Raw genomic sequence first — 14,386 nt, 5'->3', positions numbered from 1 at the left:
CTGCGGGATGCCGGCCACCAGTCAGCCCGGTGCCCCTGGCTGGGTGTCGGGGTGCTCGTGTGCGGTCAGGAGTAGGTGGTCGAACCGGGCGCGAAACGATTCGGGGAGGGTCGCCTCGGCGGCGAGGGCGTCGACGAAGCGCTGGGCGAGGGTGTGAAGTTTGGTGTTGGTCTCCTGTGAGCGCCAGGTGAGGATGCCGAAGGCACGCTCGGAGGAGATGCCGTAGACGAGCATGAGTGCACCCTTGGCCTGCTCGATCACCGCCCGCGATTGTTCGAGTTCGGCGACGGCCTCGGTGAGCGCCGCGTTGAACTCGCGGAGGTCGGTCTCCAACGTTTCGGTGACGTCGATGTAGTAACCCGAGGTGCCGATGACCTGGCCCTTCTCGTCGAGCACCTGATCGCCGACCACGATGACGTGGTGGATGCGGCGGTCGGTGTCGATGATGCGGTGCTTGCTGCTGAACGGCTCACCCGCGTGGATCATCCTGTCGAAGAGTGCGGCGACCTGCGCATGATCGTCCGGATGCTTGTGGGAGAGCAGCAGTTCGGTGGTGGGGGTGATCTCGCCCGGGTGGTAGCCGTGCATCCGAGCGACGGGATCGGACCATTCCCAGCGCTCGCCGTCGAGGTAGAACCGGAAACTTCCGCCCTGTGGGGGAGCGTTCGAGCCGAGGAGCTCATCACTGTCCACGACGACACCCACAGCCGGCCGTGCTCGACCACCCTCGCCTCGACACCACTGTCACAGTATGCCGAGAACTGACATCCGAATGCGCAGAAATCAGCTGCCCGCACTACTGCCTACTCGCTCAGTTCGGGCCCTGGGTGTGCTTGCCCTCCGTCGGCGACGTGACGGTTGCCGGTTCCGTGGTCATCGGAGTGCGGCCCGCAGCTTCCCCCAGTGACACTCCATTGGCCGGGGTGTTCGTGTCGGTGCCACGGTGGGTGGCCTTCTTCGCCAGTTCGCCGACCTTGTGCTGCACCTGCGGCGCCTTGTCCTTCACGGCCTCCGTGGCCTCGCTCACCTTCTCCTGCACGGTGGGGTTGTGCCAGAGTTCGACGGACTGATGCCTCATCTTCTCGTAGGTCTGCCGGCCGGACCGAGTGCCCAGGACGAACCCCGCGGCCGCGCCAGCTGCGAAGATCAACGCTTTCTGCATGACATCTCCTGATTGTTGTGGGGCACGAGCGGTCGGCCGAATCATCGTCCGAACGCCCTCCTGCACAGCTTGCCCTCAACTGCCGAACCCAAACCGCGCCGGCGACGACCTCCGAACTCACCCACATCTCATCTGCACGTAACCTACGGTTGCGTAACTTGCCGTAGCGTTAGGTCATGGCGATTTCGGATGTCAAGATGTACACCCACCTGAGCGAGGCCGATGTAGAAGCGCTCGGGATCGAGTTCGACGCGATCCGGCGAGACATCGAAGCCTCGCGCGGGGAGAGTGATGCCCGGTACATCAGAAACGCGATCCGACTGCAGCGGTCACTCGAAATCGGTGGGCGCGCAATGCTGTTCGCGAGCCTGTTTCCGCCGGCATGGCTCGCGGGCACCGCGATGCTCGGCACCGCCAAGATCATCGAGAACATGGAACTCGGTCACAACGTGTTGCATGGTCAGTGGGATTGGATGAACGATCCGGAGATCCACTCGTCGTTCTGGGAGTGGGACATCGCCGGCCTGTCGGAGCATTGGAAGCAGACCCACAACTACGTTCACCACAAGTACACCAATGTGCTGGGAATGGATGACGACGTGGGCTACGGCATGCTGCGGGTCACTCGCGATCAGCAGTGGACGCCGTTGAGCGTCGGCAACCCGGTCTACAATCTGTTGCTGCAGTTGTTCTTCGAGTACGGCGTTGCCCTCCAGCACCTCGAGCTCGGCAAGGTGGCCACGGGCGATTTCGACCGCGACGAGCTCAAACGCCGGTTCCGCGAGGTGCTCGAGAAGGTCGGCCGCCAGGTGCGCAAGGACTACGTCGTCTACCCGGCGCTCACCGGTCCGGCGTTCCTGACGACCTTCACCGCGAACCTGACGGCGAACATGATCCGCAACGTGTGGACGAACGCCGTGATCTTCTGCGGTCATTTCCCCGACGGCGCCGAGAAGTTCACTACGAAGGACCTCGAGAGCGAGACGCGCGGTCAGTGGTACCTGCGGCAGATGCTGGGTAGCGCGAACTTCGAGGCCGGCCCGGTCATGGAGTTCATGAGTGGCAACCTCTGCTACCAGATCGAGCACCACCTGTTTCCGGACCTGCCGAGCAACCGCCTGCGTGAGATTTCCGTGCGGGTGCAGGCGCTGGCCCAGAAGTACGACCTGCCCTACACCACGGGTTCGATGTCGACGCAGTACTTCGAGTCGTGGCGGACCATCGCCAAGCTGGCGCTGCCGAACAAGTTCCTCACAGCGACCGCCGACGACGCGCCTGAAACCGCATCGGAACACAAGTTCACCGACCCGCGCCCACAGATCGATCCGGTCACGGGCAAGCGCCGTGGGCTGCTGTCAGCGCTTCGCGCTCGGGCGGGAGTCTGAGGATCGCTGGAGGATGGGGCAAGTGCCGGTTCGTGGCCGGTACTCTCATCTGCGTTCGGCAATCCGCTGCGCGATAACACTCAACCGGGTGTTGGTTTCCTGGGAGAGTCTGCTGAGCAGCTCGAACGCACGGATCGCGTCGATGTCGAATCGCTCCATCAGCATGCCCTTCGCCTGCCCGATTACGTCACGAGAGGCGACCGCCGACCGCAGCTGCTCTTCGGTGCGTACAGCGGTGAGCGCCAGCGCGGCGTGGGCGGCCAGAACCTCGCCCGCTACCTCCTCGTTGGGACCGAACGCGTTCGGAGTGAATGCAAAGAGGTTGAGTGCCCCCATCTTTCCTTCGGAGGTATACAACTGAAAAGACATCGAACTGAGAATTCCCACATCGACGGCGGCGGCAGCGAACTGCGGCCATCGCGGTTCCGAGCGAAAGTCGTCGCTTCGCACCACGAGGTTGTTGAGCGCCGCCGCCACACACGGTCCCTGCCCGAGTTGCTGCTGAGCGTGGTCGAGCTTTCGGAGCAGCTCGGATGTCGGCGCAACGGTCTCGAATTTCTTGCCGCCGGATATGAGCAGAATGCCCGCGCATGTCTCGTGCGGCATCAGCTCGACCACTGCGGCGGTGACTGCGCGCAGGCGTTCGTCGAGGGTGCGTGGACCGGAGAGACTGCGAGCCAGCTCAGCCATGGTGCGACTGAGGTCCCCGGCGCCGGAATCGCTCATTACCGCTCCTCGGTTCGATCGAAAAGGATGGCTACAGGAAGCCACCCATACCACCATAAGCACCCCGGCTCCTGTGCCGAACCCGAAATGCAGGTTCTTTCCATTGGCAGGGAGTGCGGCGCTGTTTCGGTGAAGGAAGCAGCACGCCCTTCTCGCGGTGGTCGGGATGAAGCAGCAGCGGTGCGAATGACGCCGTGGCACCCGTTCTGCTCGCCCCTCCCTCGTCGAGCGAGCCGGATGCGGGGAATACTCCAGGACTCTCAGTCCGAGCTCGCTGCGCATGGAAACCGAATACCCTTCACCGAGAGCGATAATCACCGAATCGATGCCCCGTCGGCGCACCCCGGGCCGAGTGTCTGGTCATCCGGAGGACGGTCCGGCGCTCACAGCCTCCCGGCCCGGGGCGCGGTCGCCGCGGTGTTACGGGACAGCAGGAACCCGAGCGCAACCATGGCGACACCGAGTGCGAAGTGCAGCCAGTTGTCGGCACTGTTGACGGGCACGAAGTTCGCGCCACTGTTCTGGTCGATGAGCAGGCCGTAGATCCACAGGACGAGGTAGATGACTCCGCCACCGATGAGGAACAGTTTGGCGGTGTCCGCTCGGCGGGACATCGCGATACCGGCGACACCGAACAACAGGTGCACGATGTTGTGCAGGATCGAGACCTCGAACACGCCCAGCAGCTTGGCTTCGGAGTGGTGGCCGGCGAAGGTGAGCATGTCGTAGTTGGTGGTGATACCCGGGATGAAGCCGAGGACTCCGACCAGGAGAAAGACCGCACCGACGATCAGGGCGGCGAGTTGGAGTGGTGAGCGCGTCGTTGGTGACGCAGCCGGTCGAGTCATGGGAGTGCCTTTCTCGGAGGGTAGGAACTCGAATGTCTGTTCCCGAGTGGTACCCCTGCATCCCACCGTGAAACAGTCACGGGAACAGCGGGCCGTGTTAGCGAACGGCGCGGTTGGGTACAGCGTAAGGACGACGTCACCGTGCCCGCGGTCAGTTGCGATGGACGACGTGCACGTCCCGACCAACTGTGAGGTATACATGTCCACTGATGCGATCGTGCTCCTGAAGAACGACCACAAGGAGATCCGGAAACTGTTCCGCGACTTCCGCGGTGCCGGGCCGAACGCCCGCGTCGAAAAAGGACGCATCGTCGACGACATCATCGAAGCCCTCACGGTGCACACCTACATCGAGAACGAGGGCATGTACCCGGAGGTGCGTGATCTCGCCCCCGATCTCGAGGACGACATCCTCGAATCCTACGAAGAGCACCACGTCGCGGACGTGCTGGTCGTCGAGCTGGCAGCCATGAAACCCGACGACGAGAGGTTCGACGCGAAGACCACCGTGCTGATCGAGAGCGTCGAGCACCACATCGAAGAAGAAGAACAGGAGTGGTTCCCGAAGGTGCGAGAAGAGCTGGGGCGTAAACAACTCCGGGAAATGGGGGCGCGGATGCTGGAGCTGAGGGACAAGGCACCCAGGTCTCCCGCCCAGCCGTCGGCCCTGAAGAAGACGGTCGACGCGGTGATCAAGTAGCGGCGATCGCGTGGAGGGCCGGCACGGCGAACCTGACCGGACACGCTGTCGGTGCGGCGAGGACCGTGTTCGTCCGCGCACCATTTCAGGCGGCCGCCGCGTTGCGGGGAGGCAGTCCCTCACCGACGCGGGGGAAGTCGCCACGGACGCGGCGAACCGTCCCCGTAGACCCCGCCGGTCAGCGTTGCCTCCAATCGTGCGCTGCGCCAGGGCTTGTTGCCGCCCTCTCGCTTTGGGCGGCCCCGCCGGCTATGGGCTTAACCGGGGAGCCTGGCCGTCGTCGCGTCCGGACACGACGAGGACGTGAGTATCGAAGTACCCCGCGGCGAGCGAGAGTAATCCGTGTCATCGCAATTGCTTTCACCTCGAACGCCGGGGGCACACGGATGGACATCGCAGACAGAGAGGTGGGTGCTGCACCTCAGAGGTATTCATGCGCTATTCATCACCTACCTTCCACACCGGTGGCCGTCGATTGTCCCCCTGCGGTGGCGAGCGTTGGGTGGCAGATACTTCCGGGCTCGGGACCCAGCGTCGCGTGGTGGGCGACACCGCGCGCAGCGGGGTCCTGGTATTCTCGCCGTCGGCGTCGGTGGTCACAGCCGGTGCCGAGTCCGTGTGGACGGGGGCGAGCGCGTCGGCGAAGATCAGGTCCACCTCGGCGGCCAGCATCAGACACTCGAGGTCATCCCATTCGTACTCGGCCTGTGGCAGTTCCGATTCCACGGTCGAGGGGCTGATTTGCGCGTACACCATCGTGTTCATCCCTCCGCGGTATGTCGGATCGGCACGGGTCAGGCGCTGACCGCCTTTCTGTCGTCGCTGTGGGTGATCTCGATCTTCCGGGCCTTGGCGCGTTCGGCCACCGGGATCGTCAGCCGAAGCACCCCCGATTCGAAGTTGGCCGTGATCCGGTCGGCGTCGAGGTTGTCGCCGAGGAACAACTGACGGCTGAATACGCCCCTCGGGCGCTCCGAGGCCAGCATTTCCTGGTTGTCGGCGCGCGCGGGACGTTCGGCATGAACGGTCACCACATTGCGCTCGACATCGAGCTCGACCGAATCGGCGTCCACCCCTGGCAGGTCGAACTCGACCACCAATTGTTCGCCATCGCGCCACGCGTCCATCGGCATGGCCGCCGGTCGCGCCGTGGTGCCGAGGATCTGCTGAGTCAGGCGGTCGAGATCGCGGAACGGATCAGTTCGCATCAACATTGTCTCCACCTCCAGAAACCCGAATCGTGATAGGTAACCTTCAGCAAATGCTGTAGATTCGTTATAGCAAACGCTGTAAATGCTCGCAAGAGGGTATGGCGAACTTATTCGCGAGGAGGACGCGCGATGTCGACCGACGACGAGTCGCGAGCGAAACAGGGGTCTACGGCATCACCGTGGCATCCGAGCTCTCCGGGTTCGGCACTCAGGCGCTACGTTTCTACGAGCAGCACGGCCTAATCAACCCGGCGCGCACCAGCGGCGGAACCCGCCGCTACAGCGACGACGACCTCCTACGCTTGCGGCGCATCGCCGAGCTGATTGCGGACGGGGTCAACCTGACGGGCATCGCTCGCGTCCTCGACCTCGAGCACCTCAATATGGAACTCGCGAGCGACAACGCTCGGCTCGTCGAGGCCAATAGCCGGCTCGAGAGCGACAACGCTCGACTCAGAACGGACGAGACTCGCGGCGGGCCGGCCTGAGCACCCAATCAGGCTGTTCGGTCAGCGTTGCGCGTTGGCTACCGTCTCGTTGCGGCGCTTGGACTTTTCCGCTTCGGCCAGTTTCTCCACGCGGTCGGCGCGAGCGCGTTTGTCCGCTGCTTCGTCCTGTTTGTTCGCGGCGTCCTTCAGCTGGGCCTTGGCCGGCGCTGCCGCCGCTTTCTCCGCCTCCCGGAGTGTGGCCTGCTCGGCGCGGTGCTCGGCCTCTGCAGCCTGGGTGCGTTGGGCGGCAAGTTGATCGGCGTTCTTCTTCGCGACCTGCTTGCGCTGCTCGGCGTCTCGTTCGGCGGCTTGTTTGCGCTCGTCCTCACGTCGGCGTGCCTGCTCGATGTCGCGCCGCTTCGCCTCGCGCGCCGCCGCCTGGTCGTCGTGAACCTGCTTACGCTTGATTTCCAGTGCGGTGTCGGCCTCGGCCTCGGTGCGTGCCGCGTCCTGGTCGAGTTCCGCTGCCCGCGCCAGTGCGTCGCTGCGCTCGGTGAGTGCGTCGCCGCGCCGCTCGGTGTCACGGTCGCCGAGCGCACTGCCGACGGCGCCGTCGAGCACGCCGAGGGTGCGTTCGTACATCAGCCGGGCCGGTGATTCGGTTGCCAGCCGGGACATCAGCTGGTCTTCGACGAGTTGCAGAGGAATCCGCAGGATCGTGTACTGCAACCGCAAGATCGTGAAGGGGACGGTGAGGATGTTCATGGAATCTCCGATGATTCGTGGGGTGTGGATCAGGACAGGCCGGCGTCGCCAGTGAGGCCCTCGGCGGCGCGCCGAACTCGTTCTGCCTCGTCGCGGGCGGCGTTCGCTTCACGGACGGCGCGCCGGTGTTCGTCGGTGGCGTCGACGGCTTCTTCGGCGGCGGCGACCGTCTTCGCTCGTTCGACAGTTTCCGCTCGGGCCGCTTCGTCGCGGGCGTCGGCCGCCGCGCGGGACTGCTCCTGCGCAACCAGGCGGTGCTGTTGCTGCTCCGCGGCCCTGTGCTCTGCGTGCTGCCGGTTCCGGGCAGCTTCCTCGGCGGCTGCCGTCTCGGCGCCGATCGCAGCGCGTTCCTCGGCACTCTCGCGACGCACCTGTCCGAGTTCCTCTGCGGCCTGCGAGGTTTCCGCCCGCGCGACGGCCTCTGCACTGTTCGCCTCTTTACGTTGCTGCGCCTGCGCCTGTTGCAGCTGTCCCTCGGTGGCCAGCGAGTCGTTGCCGGTCACTGCCCCGGCCACTTCCTTCACCTTGCCCTTGACCGAGTCGAGGAGACCCTTGCGCGCTTGTCCGGACGTGTTCTGCTCGTTCATGAGAATGTTCTCCTGGTATTCGGGCGGGCGACGGAACCGCCACCCGCGTGGGGCGGTGGCGCCAGATCAGTTGATGCCGACGACTTCCTGCGCGATGGCGGCGAGGCGGGTCTGCGCTGCCGATACCACCCCGTGGCGGTTCTTGTTCACCTCTTCGTGGGCGACGATGATGCGGATTTCGGCGGGTGCAGTGAGTTCCTTCACCGCGGCCACGGCGCCAGAAACATTGAGTTCCGTGTAGTCGGATATCGGGAGCTCTTCGTCGACGAGTGAACCGTTGACGGTTCGGGCATTGCGGATGGCGTTCGCGACGCCGGACGCGCCTTCTCGGCGGGTCACCTCTTCGGCCGACTCGAGTGCCGCGTCGCGACTGGCGACGAGCGTCTTCGTGGCCACGTCACCGGCGTGGGCGCCCCGGCTGAGAAGCGCACCGATCCGGTTCGGGGTTGCCCGGACGGTGTCGATGGCGCGATCGAGTCCGCGCGCCGACCATGTTGCCGGGACGTTGATCAACCGGATCGCGGTCCCGGTCGCGGCCTGCATCGGGGTGCGTCGCAATGCCGCCGGGCCACCGAGGGCGTCCTCCGCCAGCACCGTCGTCAACCATTCGACCGTGGCGGTGTGGGCGGTGATCAATCGTCCGGCCAGCGCAACGATGCCGGGGTGCTGCGACGCGGTCGCCAACGCCCGGAGGTAACGCGCACGGTCGAGGAGCTGGTGCTCGAGGATCAGATCACCGAGCAGGGCCTCGTCGAACGGCTGGGCCTGCTCGGCCATCGCCTTCACCATCGCAGTCGCGCGACCGAGGAACGGGCCCACGACATCGGGAAGTCCACCCAGGGAACGGACTGCTTCCTCCACCGCACCGGCGCGCTCACGCGCATTGCCGGCACTCTGCGACAGCTCCCGGCGGACGGCTTCTGTTCGGGCTTGCCCGATCCTGGTCTCCGCGACCTGAATTTCCGTGTGCGTCAGATCCAGTACGACTCGCAGCTGGTTGATCACTGTGGCGGTGTTGTCGGTCATGCATTACTCCTGAGGTCGAGTGAGTCGGGTGTGCGGTGTACGCCGGCCGGACGCTTGCGGGCGTCATCGGCGCCGGCCCGGCGGCGGGCGAACCGCGAGATTCCGAGCAGCCCGCGTGATGTGGTGGTCGGTTTACCAGCGCGGCGTTCGAGGTGGTTACCGAGTCGGGACAGTACGGTGGCCACGAGGGGAAGAGCGAGAACGACCATCTTCCATCGGCGTAGCAGACGGCTGACGAGAATCCACATGGGGAGAACCTCTCTTATCGTGCAGTCAAGCTGCGGCGCAGCGCAACCCGGGCGCCGATCACGGTGAGCAGACCGAGGGTCGCAATTGAGAACGATGTCGTGGCGGCCGCGGCAACCGACAACATGGTGAGCGCCGCGAGGTCGAGGACACGCCGGACGGTGGGTAGTTCGACCAGGGACGGGTGTACGGCGTGGACGGGGGGAGCGGTGTGGATTTGCGACGGTGCTGCACCGTCAACGAACAAGGGGGAGAACAATTCTGGCACGATTTCGGTCCAACTGTCTGGGGCGCGGACACATCTCGTTCGAGAGGGGTGCCACGGATTCGATCGACAACGACATGGCGAGGAAGGGTTAGACGCCGGTATTCCGATCGGCGTCCGTGTAGTGCTCGCGGCTGCCGGACTTCACGTTGCCCCGGCTGGCGATGTAGCCGAAGTATTCGGTGGTATTGAACGCGGCCTTCGTCTCGGCGCTGCGGCGTGGATCGAGATCGGCGCGCGGGCCGTGGGCTGCGGTTCCGGTTGCGGTGCGGGCGACGGGGTTGGTGGAGGTCATGGACGACCTTTCAATGGGGTGCCCGGCATTGCAGATTCGGGTCACCACGTACGTCTCCTCGAATGAGGTGGACGTTGGTGAGCGCGACCCTCTGCTGGAGCGAACCCATACACCGCGAGTATACCCATTAGTAACTTCAGTGCAATTCTACAGCGTAGGCACCGACGGCGAATTTCACCGGTTACGCTGCCTCGCTTTCGGATTCGCCGACTATGCCGGTACGCAACACAGCTCGACGAGGGTCCCGACACCACCACCGGCGGCGTCGAGACCCTCGTCCAGACCATTCACTTCATCCGGTCACCTCACACCTGACGCTCCCAGACCCGGTGGGACTTCATCAGCGCCGTGAGGCCGTCGAACAGCGCGGACGCGTCGTCGGCGATCACGATGCCCGGGGCCTCGGCCGGGATTCCGGCCGCTTCGAGGAGGACACGGCCGGCGGCCCATCCCCCGATCGCCTTGCAGTGGCGAAACGCTTCCGTCAGCAACACCTGTACCCGCGGGTCCGATGCCGGCGCCGCGACGAGAATGGCGTCGAACTCCACCGACCGCATGGTGAGGAACGTCCGGGATACCGGGACGGCGCCCTTACCGGACCCCAATTTGCCACCGTGCGGTCCGATGACGAGCGGCACCATGCCGTTCTTGCCGATCATCTCGACCGCGTCGGCCACCTCGGACAGTTCCGACTCGTCGTCGGCGACGATGCCGATGATCCGGCCGTCCAGCGGCCACTCGGCACCGACCTGCGACAGCGCGGGACTGGGCGTGGGGGCCACGTCGTAGGCGACGGTCGGCGCGGGCGCCGGGAGGCCGAGACCCGCGGCCACCTGCTCACACAGACCGGGGTCGATGTTCGCGACGACACCGAGTGCGCGCTCCTTGATCACCTGCTCGTAGCACTTGCCCAACTCGAACGTGTAAGCCTCCGCGACGTGCGCCTGCTCGACCGGGCTGAGGCTGGCGTAGAACAGTCGGGCCTGCGAGAAGTGGTCGTCGAAGCTCGCGGGGGCGGCGCGTAGTTTCGTCGACTCCGGCATCGGCACCGGCACCTCGACGAACGCCGTGTCCGCTCCAGCCAGGAACGGGCAACCGGCGTCGAGGGAATTCGGCCGATACGGCGCGACACCCGGGTGGACTCCCGTCTGGTGCATGCCGTCGCGCAGCATGTCGTTGACCTCGGCTTGGGGCCGATTGATCGGTATCTGACCGAAGTTGGGCCCACCGAGCCTGCTGATCTGGGTGTCGAGGTAGGAGAACAGCCGCGCCTGCAGTAACGGGTCGTCGGTGACGTCGATGCCGGGAACGAGGTGCCCGGGATGGAACGCCACCTGCTCGGTCTCGGCGAAGAAGTTCGTCGGATTCGCGTCGAGCGTCATCAGCCCGATCGGCTGCACGGGGGCCAGTTCCTCGGGCACCATCTTGGTCGGGTCGAGCAGGTCGATGCCCTCGAACGTCTGGTCCGGGGTGTCCGGGAACGCCTGGATTCCCAGCTCCCATTCCGGGTACGCGCCGGACTCGATCGCGTCGGCGAGGTCGCGGCGGTGGTAGTCGGGGTCCATGCCGTTGACGATCTGCGCTTCTTCCCATACCAGTGAGTGCACACCGAGTTTCGGCTTCCAATGGAACTTCACGAGTGAACTCTCGCCCGCCGCGTTCACCATCCGAAAGGTGTTGACGCCGAAGCCTTCCATCATCCGGTACGACCGCGGGATACCGCGATCGGACATGTTCCACAACGTGTGCGCGGTGGCCTCGGTGTGTAGGGACACGAAGTCCCAGAACGTGTCGTGCGCGCTCTGCGCCTGCGGAATCTCGCGATCGGGGTGCGGCTTGGCGGCGTGAATGACGTCGGGAAACTTGATGCCGTCCTGAATGAAGAAGACCGGGATGTTGTTTCCCACCAAGTCGAAAGTGCCTTCGCTGGTGTAGAGCTTGGTCGCGAACCCCCGGGTGTCGCGGACGGCGTCGGCCGACCCCCGGGAGCCGAGGACGGTGGAGAACCGGACGAAGACCGGCGTCTCGACGTCCTTGCCGAGGAACGCCGCCTTGCTGATCGGGTCGGCGGAACCATACCCGCGGAAGACGCCGTGGGCGGCCGCCCCCCGTGCGTGCACCACGCGCTCCGGGATCCGCTCGTGATCGAAGTGCGTGATCTTCTCACGCAGATGGTGGTCCTGGAGGAGGGTCGGTCCCCGGGTTCCAGCCTTGAGCGAGTGATCGGTGTCGTACAGCCGCGCCCCCTGCGCCGTGGTGAGGTGCTCACCCTGCTGGCCGCGGGCCGTGTCCGGCCCCTCGACGGGCAGCCCGGTCGCGGTGCCGAGCGCGGGAGCCCGCTGATCGGGCTTGGGGGGCAACGGCTCGGTGGGTTCCGTGGGCTCGGCGAGCGCCGGGGTACCGGAACCGGGAGTTCCGGGAATGGGCGGGTTCTTCTTGGGCACGGCGTAGCTCCTCGCTGAAAAATCCGTGGGATCGGCGCCGCATCGTGGCTGTACGGGCCGTTCTTCTCGGAGTGCCCAAACGTTCGCAAAACGAATCAGGGCGGGCACTGCGCCGCATCGTGCCCCAATCGGAAGACGCGGTTTCGCATTCGCGTCCCAGGGCATAGCTACAACAGATATCAATCACCAACGAAGTAAGAATCCGGCGTTCTGCTGCGTCGGAAAGGAGTGATCATGGGTACCGAACCAGGCACGCAGTTGCACGAGGAACCACAGTCGGAGCGTGGCCCCAAGGGCTCACGAGACGCAGGCCCGGACCAGGCCGGAGCAGGCCAGACGGACCGTAAGCCAGGATCTCTGGACCAGGAGGAAGTCACCTCCTCCGCGGAGTCGGGCACGAACCCGGCGCCCGCCGGTGGCTCGCTGCCCCCAGGCGACGCCGAGCCGGCGACACCGCCCTACGACGGCCGGACGACCAGCACGAAAGAAGGACGCCCGGAGCACGACGACCACGTGGACTCCGGCGGAACGCAGTCACCGAAGCCCGGGGAGACTCCCCGCGGTGCCGTCGCCTCGCCGGCCGAGGAGACACCCGCCGCACACGCCGCCGAGACCGAGGGCAGCGACTCCGGAGTGGGACCCGCGCATCAAGGAGGCGTCGGCAAGGCCGAAGACAAGAAGTGACTGTTGCTATGAAAATAGCTGTGTGATATCAGTTCCGAAGCACCACTGAGTTCCGAAGCACCACTGCGCTTCGGACGATTCGTCTCGACGCCGACGACGTCGGGTGCAGGTGCCGCCCAACCAGCAGCTCGGGCGACACCTGCACTCCACCCCTCGCGTGAACCGACTCGTGTGCCTGAGACGTCCGCGTCGTCATGTGACCACCATGACGGCCCAGACGTTACCAGAAAACGGGCCAATTGGTTTGTTTTATTTCTGAGGTGCCATTCCCGCGTGTCGGGGCGGACACAACCGCAGTGGAAGCGCCCTCGGGCCGTATGGCGGTTTTCTGAGGTCCGATCGCGCCGGTGCTGGCTGTTGCAGCCGCCACCGATTCAGGATCCCACGGGTGGCTGGCATACCCGCCACGGCGGCATGCCGGCTCGGCGACAGGAATTGTCCTGTCGCCGAGTCGGTGATGTACTGTGCCGCGCGGTCAGGAGGCTCGGGGCCGGGCCCGGTTGTGCGCCGGCAGCGGCTTCCGTTCCCAGTCGACCTGCCGCGGTGGAATGAACGTGGGGTGCCGATCCGCTCCCATCTCTATCTCCCAGTCACTGTGATGCAGCAAGCGGTGGTGGAATCCACAGAGCAGCACCAGGTTGCCCATGTCGGACGGCCCGCCTGCGGACCAGTGGATGATGTGGTGACCTTCGCACCACGACGGCGGCGCACCACACCCCGGGAAAGCACATCCTCGATCCCTCGCCACCAACGCTTTTCGCTGCCTCTTCGTGACGGTCCGGGTGGAGATGCCGAGGTCGAGTGGCGCCCTGTTCTCGTCGAGCACGATCGGCGTATAGATCGAATCGCAGCTGAGGAGCCGGGCTGCCCTGAGACTCAGCGGCCCCATCCACTCGGTCCACGCCACTCCATCGACGGCGAAAAGCGAGTCGTCGGACGAAGCGGCATCCTGCTGTGCTCGTGCGCTGCAGCCGGTGCGGTCGGCGAGATCTTTGGCGTTGACGTGGAGCGATACGTGTGGTCGTTCGCCGCCTTCTTCGCCGGCGATCCCGGAGTCGAGGTAGCGGCGAAGGAGTTCGGTGAACCCGTCCGCCCGTCGCTGCCCGGGCGTGCGACTGTCTTTGGTGCCGTCCTGCGCGGGCCTCGGCTTGGACAGTCCGGAGAGCGCCGAGAGCAGCATTTCGCCGGTGACGGCATCCAGGTCGCCTCTGACAGCGACGCGTCCGTTGAGCGTCTTGGAGGCGTGGAACTCGTTGAGTTCGGTGTCTTCACTGGGCGGCGGGTCGTCGGATTCGAAGGCGCGCTCCAGTCTGGCGATCACGGCGCGCACCGCGTCCGTGTTGGCGGTCGGACCGGTTGCGGCGAACAGCAACGTATTTCGGCAGTCATCCATCGCTTCGAGCGGCATGCAATTGGGCGGCCGTTCGCAGAACTTCATGATGAGCGCTGCGTGCTCCGCCGAAATGTTGGTGTCGAAGTACTCGTCGGCGATCTCCGGGTGGAGACGCAACCCTCGGCCCAACAGCACGATTCGCCCCGCAGCACCTACCTCGAGCAACGTCTTGGAGGCCAGCCACATCTTGGCGTTCGGAAATCCCAGCACGTCGACCTTGC

General features: G+C 65.3%; 18 protein-coding genes. 4 read left to right on the top strand and 14 right to left on the bottom strand.

Annotated elements, in window-relative coordinates:
- Positions 1–21 precede the first annotated feature (21 nt).
- Entirely contained in the window at positions 22–705 is a 684-nt protein-coding gene (locus ACNJ7E_RS22255; protein ID WP_418340976.1) for a PAS and ANTAR domain-containing protein, read from the bottom strand.
- 106 nt (positions 706–811) lie between these two features.
- A complete protein-coding gene (locus ACNJ7E_RS22250; protein ID WP_280779389.1) occupies positions 812–1,162 on the bottom strand; it encodes a YtxH domain-containing protein in 351 nt (116 codons plus the stop codon).
- 176 nt (positions 1,163–1,338) lie between these two features.
- Between ACNJ7E_RS22250 and ACNJ7E_RS22245 the strand changes: the two genes are divergently transcribed.
- Positions 1,339–2,547: a fatty acid desaturase family protein gene (locus ACNJ7E_RS22245; protein ID WP_418340975.1), complete on the top strand. Its 1,209-nt coding sequence runs from the start codon at positions 1,339–1,341 to the stop codon at positions 2,545–2,547.
- Between the two features lie 45 nt (positions 2,548–2,592).
- Here the strand turns inward: ACNJ7E_RS22245 and ACNJ7E_RS22240 are convergent, their stop codons facing one another.
- Together ACNJ7E_RS22240 and ACNJ7E_RS22235 are read right to left on the bottom strand one after the other, a co-directional pair.
- The gene (locus tag ACNJ7E_RS22240; RefSeq protein WP_280779387.1) at positions 2,593–3,273 is read right to left on the bottom strand and encodes a GAF and ANTAR domain-containing protein; all 681 of its coding nucleotides are present in this window, start codon (positions 3,271–3,273) and stop codon (positions 2,593–2,595) included.
- A 383-nt stretch (positions 3,274–3,656) separates the two neighbouring features.
- Positions 3,657–4,121, bottom strand: coding sequence for a DUF4383 domain-containing protein (locus ACNJ7E_RS22235; protein WP_283333257.1), 465 nt, complete (start codon positions 4,119–4,121; stop codon positions 3,657–3,659).
- 199 nt (positions 4,122–4,320) lie between these two features.
- On the opposite strand from ACNJ7E_RS22235, the gene ACNJ7E_RS22230 reads away from it, so the two are divergent.
- Positions 4,321–4,821, top strand: coding sequence for a hemerythrin domain-containing protein (locus tag ACNJ7E_RS22230; protein ID WP_105423937.1), 501 nt, complete (start codon positions 4,321–4,323; stop codon positions 4,819–4,821).
- A gap of 438 nt (positions 4,822–5,259) precedes the next feature.
- Here the strand turns inward: ACNJ7E_RS22230 and ACNJ7E_RS22225 are convergent, their stop codons facing one another.
- Both ACNJ7E_RS22225 and ACNJ7E_RS22220 read right to left on the bottom strand, forming a co-directional pair.
- Positions 5,260–5,577 (bottom strand): hypothetical protein, encoded by a 318-nt coding sequence (locus ACNJ7E_RS22225; protein WP_280779385.1) that lies wholly within the window; start codon positions 5,575–5,577, stop codon positions 5,260–5,262.
- Positions 5,578–5,615: 38 nt separating this feature from the next.
- Positions 5,616–6,035 carry an Hsp20/alpha crystallin family protein gene (locus ACNJ7E_RS22220; protein WP_418340974.1) on the bottom strand — a complete coding sequence of 140 codons (420 nt, stop codon included), beginning with the start codon at positions 6,033–6,035 and terminating at the stop codon, positions 5,616–5,618.
- 176 nt (positions 6,036–6,211) lie between these two features.
- Between ACNJ7E_RS22220 and ACNJ7E_RS22215 the strand changes: the two genes are divergently transcribed.
- On the top strand, positions 6,212–6,520 hold the full coding sequence (locus tag ACNJ7E_RS22215; RefSeq protein WP_418340973.1) for a MerR family transcriptional regulator: 309 nt from the start codon (positions 6,212–6,214) through the stop codon (positions 6,518–6,520).
- Positions 6,521–6,541: 21 nt separating this feature from the next.
- Here ACNJ7E_RS22215 and ACNJ7E_RS22210 read toward each other — a convergent pair whose 3' ends face one another.
- The 7 genes from ACNJ7E_RS22210 to ACNJ7E_RS22180 form a co-directional block, all read right to left on the bottom strand.
- On the bottom strand, positions 6,542–7,225 hold the full coding sequence (locus ACNJ7E_RS22210) for an IF2 family translation initiation factor (RefSeq protein ID WP_418340972.1): 684 nt from the start codon (positions 7,223–7,225) through the stop codon (positions 6,542–6,544).
- A 29-nt stretch (positions 7,226–7,254) separates the two neighbouring features.
- Positions 7,255–7,812 (bottom strand): CsbD family protein, encoded by a 558-nt coding sequence (locus tag ACNJ7E_RS22205; protein ID WP_280779381.1) that lies wholly within the window; start codon positions 7,810–7,812, stop codon positions 7,255–7,257.
- 66 nt (positions 7,813–7,878) lie between these two features.
- Entirely contained in the window at positions 7,879–8,838 is a 960-nt protein-coding gene (locus tag ACNJ7E_RS22200; RefSeq protein WP_418340971.1) for a ferritin-like domain-containing protein, read from the bottom strand.
- Positions 8,835–9,086 carry a hypothetical protein gene (locus ACNJ7E_RS22195; protein WP_280779379.1) on the bottom strand — a complete coding sequence of 84 codons (252 nt, stop codon included), beginning with the start codon at positions 9,084–9,086 and terminating at the stop codon, positions 8,835–8,837. Before ACNJ7E_RS22195 ends, ACNJ7E_RS22200 begins: the two co-directional genes overlap by 4 nt.
- Positions 9,087–9,100: 14 nt before the next feature.
- Complete coding sequence (locus ACNJ7E_RS22190; RefSeq protein WP_283333264.1) at positions 9,101–9,352, bottom strand: hypothetical protein; 252 nt, start codon at positions 9,350–9,352, stop codon at positions 9,101–9,103.
- Between the two features lie 88 nt (positions 9,353–9,440).
- Positions 9,441–9,644, bottom strand: a complete 204-nt coding sequence (locus ACNJ7E_RS22185; RefSeq protein ID WP_280779377.1) for a hypothetical protein — start codon at positions 9,642–9,644, stop codon at positions 9,441–9,443.
- Between the two features lie 305 nt (positions 9,645–9,949).
- Positions 9,950–12,088 carry a catalase gene (locus ACNJ7E_RS22180; protein ID WP_418340970.1) on the bottom strand — a complete coding sequence of 713 codons (2,139 nt, stop codon included), beginning with the start codon at positions 12,086–12,088 and terminating at the stop codon, positions 9,950–9,952.
- Between the two features lie 234 nt (positions 12,089–12,322).
- On the opposite strand from ACNJ7E_RS22180, the gene ACNJ7E_RS22175 reads away from it, so the two are divergent.
- The gene (locus ACNJ7E_RS22175; protein WP_280779375.1) at positions 12,323–12,772 is read left to right on the top strand and encodes a hypothetical protein; all 450 of its coding nucleotides are present in this window, start codon (positions 12,323–12,325) and stop codon (positions 12,770–12,772) included.
- Between the two features lie 475 nt (positions 12,773–13,247).
- Here the strand turns inward: ACNJ7E_RS22175 and ACNJ7E_RS22170 are convergent.
- The coding region (locus tag ACNJ7E_RS22170) for an HNH endonuclease signature motif containing protein (protein ID WP_418340969.1) at positions 13,248–14,386 on the bottom strand (1,139 nt) is incomplete at its 5' end.

It is taken from the genome of Rhodococcus mengyinensis (assembly GCF_048381435.1).
In the GTDB taxonomy this organism is placed as follows: Bacteria; Actinomycetota; Actinomycetes; order Mycobacteriales; family Mycobacteriaceae; genus Rhodococcus_F; species Rhodococcus_F opacus_D.
The sequence above is the reverse complement of the archived record's forward strand: the minus strand, read 5'-3'. Positions and strand labels throughout refer to the sequence as shown.